This is a genomic window from Paraburkholderia sp. BR14320, from assembly GCF_040948665.1.
GTDB lineage: Bacteria > Pseudomonadota > Gammaproteobacteria > Burkholderiales > Burkholderiaceae > Paraburkholderia > Paraburkholderia youngii.
Genome location: NZ_JBFPKG010000115.1, coordinates 1 through 5,814 on the forward strand (window position 1 = coordinate 1; position 5,814 = coordinate 5,814).

A 5,814-nucleotide genomic window follows, 5' to 3' on the forward strand; every position below is an offset into this window, starting at 1 on the left:
CCAGCACCCCAGCGCCTGCAGTGCCTTGCGATCGAGCAATTCTCCCCCTGATGTCCCCTCAATTCAGGCATCAGATTACGCAATTGGCAAAAATCGCTCCACGCTTTTCTACGAAGAACCTTTTTTTTGCTCATTTTTTGCGCGTGCATCGGCGCCATGCGCGGGAGCACCCCTAGGCCGGATGGCCAAGGTTGTCGCAAAGCGCGGGCGCGGCGCAAATGCGTTGGTAAAATTCGTCTCACCGCCTGCGTGCCGTTCCCTTCGCCGTCTCTGTCAAATACATGTCCCGTCCGCTCGAAATCCTCAACGAAGTCTTTGGTTATCCCGCGTTCAGAGGGCAGCAGGGCGAAATTGTCGAGCACGTCGCCGATGGCGGCGATTGCCTCGTGCTGATGCCGACGGGCGGCGGCAAATCGCTGTGCTATCAGATTCCGTCGCTAGTGCGGCGCGAACGCGGCTTTGGCACCGGCATCGTGGTGTCGCCGCTGATCGCGCTGATGCAGGATCAGGTGGCCGCGTTGACCGAAGCCGGCGTGCGGGCCGCGTATCTGAATTCGACGCTGTCGAGCTCGGAGGCGATGGCCACCGAACGGGCGCTTCGCGACGGCGACATCGATCTGCTCTACGTCGCTCCGGAGCGACTGATGACGTCGCGCTTCCAGGAACTGCTCGAGCGCACGCGCATCGGCCTTTTCGCGATCGACGAAGCGCACTGTGTGTCGCAATGGGGACACGATTTCCGGCCCGAATATATCCAGCTGTCGGTACTGCACGAGCGCTTTCCTAATGTGCCGCGCATCGCGCTGACCGCGACCGCCGACGCGATCACGCGCGACGAAATCATTCACCGTCTCGCGCTCGAGGACGCGCGCGTGTTCGTGTCGAGTTTCGATCGGCCGAACATCCGCTATCGCATCGCTGAAAAAGACAACGCGCGCACGCAGCTGCTCGACTTCATCCGCGCCGAGCACACGAGGGCCGACGGCACGACCGACGCGGGCGTCGTCTATTGCCTGTCGCGCCGCAAGGTCGAGGAGACCGCGGAGTGGTTGAAGGAAAAGGGCATGCGCGCGCTGCCATACCACGCCGGCATGGAATTCGAAGTGCGCCAGAAGCATCAGGAAATGTTCCAGCGCGAGGAAGGCATCGTGATGTGCGCGACGATTGCGTTCGGCATGGGCATCGACAAACCCGATGTGCGGTTCGTCGCGCATCTGGATTTGCCAAAGAGCGTGGAAGGGTACTACCAGGAGACCGGCCGGGCGGGCCGCGACGGCCTACCGTCGAATGCGTGGATGGCCTACGGGCTCGGCGACGTCGTGCAGCAGCGCAAGATGATCGACGAATCCGAAGCCGATGACGCCCACAAGCGCGTCCAGACCGGCAAGCTCGATGCGTTGCTCGGTTTGTGCGAAACGGCGACCTGCCGGCGGGTGCGCCTGCTCGCGTACTTCGGCGAAACGAGCCAACCGTGCGGAAACTGCGACAACTGCCTCGAGCCGCCTCCGACCTGGGATGCGACGCGCGAGGCGCAGATGGCGCTGTCGTGCGTGTTTCGCGCGCAGCGTGCGAGCGGCTTTCATTTCGGCGCCGGACACTTGATCGACATTTTGCGCGGCAACCGCAGCGAGAAAATCCTGCAGCGCGGGCACGAGAAGCTGACCACGTTTGGGATTGGCGCGGCGCTCGGTGAGCCGGAATGGCGCGCGATCTTCCGTCAGCTTGTCGCATTCGGCTACCTGACGGTCGACCACGAGGGCTTCGGTTCGCTCGTGCTCACGGAGGCGAGCAAGCCGGTGCTCAAGGGCGAGCAGAAGGTGACGATGCGGCGCTACGTCAAGCCCACACGCACGCGTCAATCGTCGGGGCGCACGAGCGAACGCGCCGATCCGACCATTGGGATGGGCCCTCGCGAGCGGGCCCGCTGGGAGCGTCTACGCATGTGGCGCACCGAAACCGCGAAGAGCGACGGCGTGCCGGCTTATGTGATTTTCCATGACGCGACGCTTGCGGAAATTGCCCGTCTCGGCCCCGATTCGATCGAAGATCTGCGTGGGATTCCAGGCATGGGCGCCCGTAAACTCGACCGTTTCGGTTACGAACTGCTGAACGTCGTAGCGGCCGACTGACCCCATCTGGCTATTTCGCCGGATTGACAGCGATGCGAAACATCGCAACCTGTTGACTCCCTTAGTATTTTCGGAATATTATGCTAGGTTCCGGTTCTTGGGATGCGTGCGCGCGGCTTCAGTTCGTGCGTAGGTAGGCCAACCGGAAGTTCGATGCGCAGGCGTTTCCGCTTTGCCCGGAAACAGATGCGTCGATTTTGTTCAATTTCAGGAATAAACAATGCCAACCATCAATCAACTGGTTCGCAAAGGCCGCACGTCGGAAACGACGAAGAGCAAGAGCCCGGCTTTGCAGGACTGCCCCCAGCGTCGCGGCGTGTGCACCCGTGTGTACACCACGACGCCGAAGAAGCCGAACTCGGCACTCCGTAAGGTCGCCAAGGTTCGTCTGACGAATGGCTTCGAAGTCATTTCGTACATCGGTGGTGAAGGCCACAACTTGCAGGAACACTCGGTCGTGCTGATTCGCGGCGGCCGTGTGAAGGACTTGCCGGGTGTGCGTTACCACATGGTTCGTGGCTCGCTGGATACCCAGGGCGTCAAGGACCGTAAGCAGGCTCGCTCGAAGTATGGTGCGAAGCGTGCTAAGGCTGGCAAGTAATTAGTCGGTCAATCGTAGTTTCAGGTCGCCTGCAAAGGCGGTAATAGCGATGGTGCCGGAATCGCCGGTGCTGTCGAGTAAGTGGTCACCCGACCAGGCTGGTTAGTCTTACGGATGAATCGGGTTAGTTGGTGGCCGCGGGGCTGCAAGCAGCTCCAACTGAAAAAGTAAAGGAAGAAACATGCCGCGTCGTCGCGAAGTCCCCAAGCGGGAAGTGTTGCCGGATCCGAAGTTCGGCAACGTTGATGTAGCAAAATTCATGAACGTGCTGATGCTCTCCGGCAAGAAGTCGGTTGCCGAGCGTATCGTGTACGGCGCTTTCGAACAGATCCAGACCAAGGGTGGCAAGGACCCGCTGGAAGTGTTCACGGTGGCGCTCAACAACGTCAAGCCGGTGGTCGAAGTGAAGAGCCGCCGCGTTGGTGGTGCGAACTATCAGGTTCCGGTCGAAGTGCGCCCGTCGCGTCGTATGGCATTGGCGATGCGTTGGCTGCGTGAAGCCGCGAAGAAGCGCAGCGAGAAGTCGATGGCCCTGCGTCTGGCAGGTGAACTCTCCGAAGCGGCCGAAGGCCGTGGCGGCGCGATGAAGAAGCGCGACGAAGTTCACCGGATGGCAGAAGCCAACAAGGCGTTCTCGCACTTCCGTTTCTAAGCTTTCCCGACCCCGGGTTTAGCGGAAAAGCGGAAAGAAATTCCGGGCGGGTGCGCTTCAAAGGCGCCTCGCCCGTTTGTGTTACAGCGCGATGGGCATCTCACGCATCGCGTCATCCCAATAGAGGATCAAAGTGGCTCGCAAGACTCCTATCGAGCGCTACCGTAACATCGGTATTAGCGCTCACATCGACGCCGGCAAAACGACGACGACCGAGCGCATTCTGTTCTACACGGGCGTGAACCACAAGATTGGTGAAGTTCACGACGGCGCTGCCACCATGGACTGGATGGAGCAGGAACAGGAACGCGGCATCACGATTACTTCCGCTGCTACCACGGCATTCTGGAAGGGCATGGCGGGCGACCGCGCCGAACACCGTATCAACATCATCGACACCCCGGGCCACGTCGACTTCACGATCGAAGTCGAGCGCTCGATGCGTGTGCTCGATGGCGCGTGCATGGTGTACTGCGCTGTGGGCGGCGTGCAGCCCCAGTCGGAAACCGTGTGGCGTCAGGCTAACAAGTACAAGGTCCCCCGTCTCGCGTTCATCAACAAGATGGACCGTACCGGCGCGAACTTCTTCAAGGTCTACGACCAGCTCAAGCTGCGTCTTAAGGCGAACCCCGTTCCGGTCGTCGTGCCTATTGGCGCGGAAGAGAACTTCACGGGCGTCGTCGATCTGTTGAAGATGAAGGCGATCATTTGGGACGACGCGTCCCAAGGCACCAAGTTCTCGTACGAAGACATCCCGGCAGAACTCGTCGACACGTGCAACGAATGGCGTGAAAAGATGGTCGAGGCTGCGGCTGAGGCGAACGAAGACATGATGAACAAGTACCTCGAGTCAGGTGAGCTGACCGAAGAGGAAATCATCAAGGGTCTGCGCGACCGTACGATCGCTTGTGAAATCCAGCCGATGCTGTGCGGCACCGCGTTCAAGAACAAGGGTGTGCAGCGCATGCTGGACGCCGTGCTCGACTTCCTGCCGTCGCCGATCGACATTCCGCCGGTTACCGGCGAACTGGAAAACGGTGAAAAGGCTGAGCGCCGCGCGGCCGACGACGAAAAGTTCTCGGCACTGGCATTTAAGATCATGACCGACCCGTTCGTCGGCCAGCTGATCTTCTTCCGTGTGTACTCGGGCGTCGTCAATTCGGGCGACACGGTGCTGAACGCGACCAAAGACAAGAAGGAACGTCTGGGTCGTATTCTGCAGATGCACGCGAACCAGCGCGAAGAAATCAAGGAAGTGCGCGCTGGCGACATCGCTGCTGCGGTCGGCCTGAAAGAGGCGACCACGGGCGACACGCTGTGCGATCCGCAGAACCCGATCGTGCTCGAACGCATGATTTTCCCGGAGCCGGTGATTTCGCAGGCTGTCGAGCCGAAGACCAAGGCTGACCAGGAAAAGATGGGTCTGGCACTGAACCGCCTGGCTCAGGAAGATCCGTCGTTCCGCGTTCAGACGGACGAAGAATCGGGTCAAACGATCATTTCGGGTATGGGCGAACTGCACCTCGAAATTCTGGTCGACCGGATGAAGCGTGAATTCGGCGTGGAAGCGACCGTCGGCAAGCCGCAGGTGGCTTACCGCGAAACGATCCGCAGCACGGCGGCTGACGTTGACGGCAAGTTCGTCAAGCAGTCGGGCGGCCGCGGTCAGTACGGTCACGCAGTCATCACGCTCGAGCCGAACGAACAAGGCAAGGGTTACGAATTCCTCGACGAGATCAAGGGCGGCGTGATTCCGCGCGAATACATTCCAGCAGTCGACAAGGGTATCCAGGAAACGCTGAAGGCTGGCGTGCTGGCAGGCTTCCCGGTCGTTGACGTTAAGGTTCACCTGACGTTCGGTTCGTATCACGACGTTGATTCGAACGAAAATGCGTTCCGCATGGCCGGTTCGATGGCGTTCAAGGAAGCAATGCGTAAGGCAAGCCCGGTCATCCTCGAACCGATGATGGCTGTAGAAGTCGAAACGCCGGAAGATTACATGGGCAACGTGATGGGCGACCTGTCGGGCCGTCGCGGTATCGTTCAGGGCATGGAAGACATGGTTGGTGGCGGCAAGATCGTTCGCGCCGAAGTGCCGCTGTCGGAAATGTTCGGCTACTCGACGTCGCTGCGTTCGCTGACGCAGGGTCGTGCAACGTACACGATGGAGTTCAAGCACTACGCTGAAGCTCCGCGTAACGTGTCGGAAGCGATCATCAACGCGAAGTCGAAGTAATCGCGCGGCAAAGTCATTCAACGATTAACTTACTGAAAGAAGAGAAACATGGCTAAAGGTAAATTCGAACGGACCAAGCCGCACGTGAACGTGGGCACGATCGGTCACGTTGACCACGGCAAGACCACGCTGACGGCAGCGATCACGACGGTTCTGACGCAGAAGTTTGGCGGCGAGGCGAAGGCCTACGACCAGA

5 protein-coding genes are annotated in these 5,814 nt (G+C 60.0%); all 5 read left to right on the forward strand.

Annotated features, from left to right (window positions below; translation table 11 throughout):
• The first annotated feature begins 281 nt into the window (after positions 1-281).
• On the forward strand, positions 282-2,129 hold the full coding sequence (gene recQ / locus AB3X89_RS38605; protein WP_368587864.1) for a DNA helicase RecQ: 1,848 nt from the start codon (positions 282-284) through the stop codon (positions 2,127-2,129).
• A gap of 220 nt (positions 2,130-2,349) precedes the next feature.
• Positions 2,350-2,730 (forward strand): 30S ribosomal protein S12, encoded by a 381-nt coding sequence (rpsL, locus tag AB3X89_RS38610; protein WP_006053290.1) that lies wholly within the window; start codon positions 2,350-2,352, stop codon positions 2,728-2,730.
• Positions 2,731-2,911: 181 nt separating this feature from the next.
• A complete protein-coding gene (gene rpsG, locus AB3X89_RS38615) occupies positions 2,912-3,382 on the forward strand; it encodes a 30S ribosomal protein S7 (RefSeq protein ID WP_006053291.1) in 471 nt (156 codons plus the stop codon).
• A gap of 133 nt (positions 3,383-3,515) precedes the next feature.
• The gene (gene fusA, locus AB3X89_RS38620) at positions 3,516-5,618 is read left to right on the forward strand and encodes an elongation factor G (RefSeq protein ID WP_368587865.1); all 2,103 of its coding nucleotides are present in this window, start codon (positions 3,516-3,518) and stop codon (positions 5,616-5,618) included.
• 48 nt (positions 5,619-5,666) lie between these two features.
• The coding region (locus tag AB3X89_RS38625; protein WP_242665805.1) for a GTP-binding protein at positions 5,667-5,814 on the forward strand (148 nt) is incomplete at its 3' end.

Coding starts and splice junctions, on each gene's coding strand:
- recQ (WP_368587864.1), top strand. CDS start 282: ATGTCCCGTCCGCTCGAAATCCTCAACGAAGTCTTTGGTTATCCCGCG.
- rpsG (WP_006053291.1), top strand. CDS start 2,912: ATGCCGCGTCGTCGCGAAGTCCCCAAGCGGGAAGTGTTGCCGGATCCG.
- rpsL (WP_006053290.1), top strand. CDS start 2,350: ATGCCAACCATCAATCAACTGGTTCGCAAAGGCCGCACGTCGGAAACG.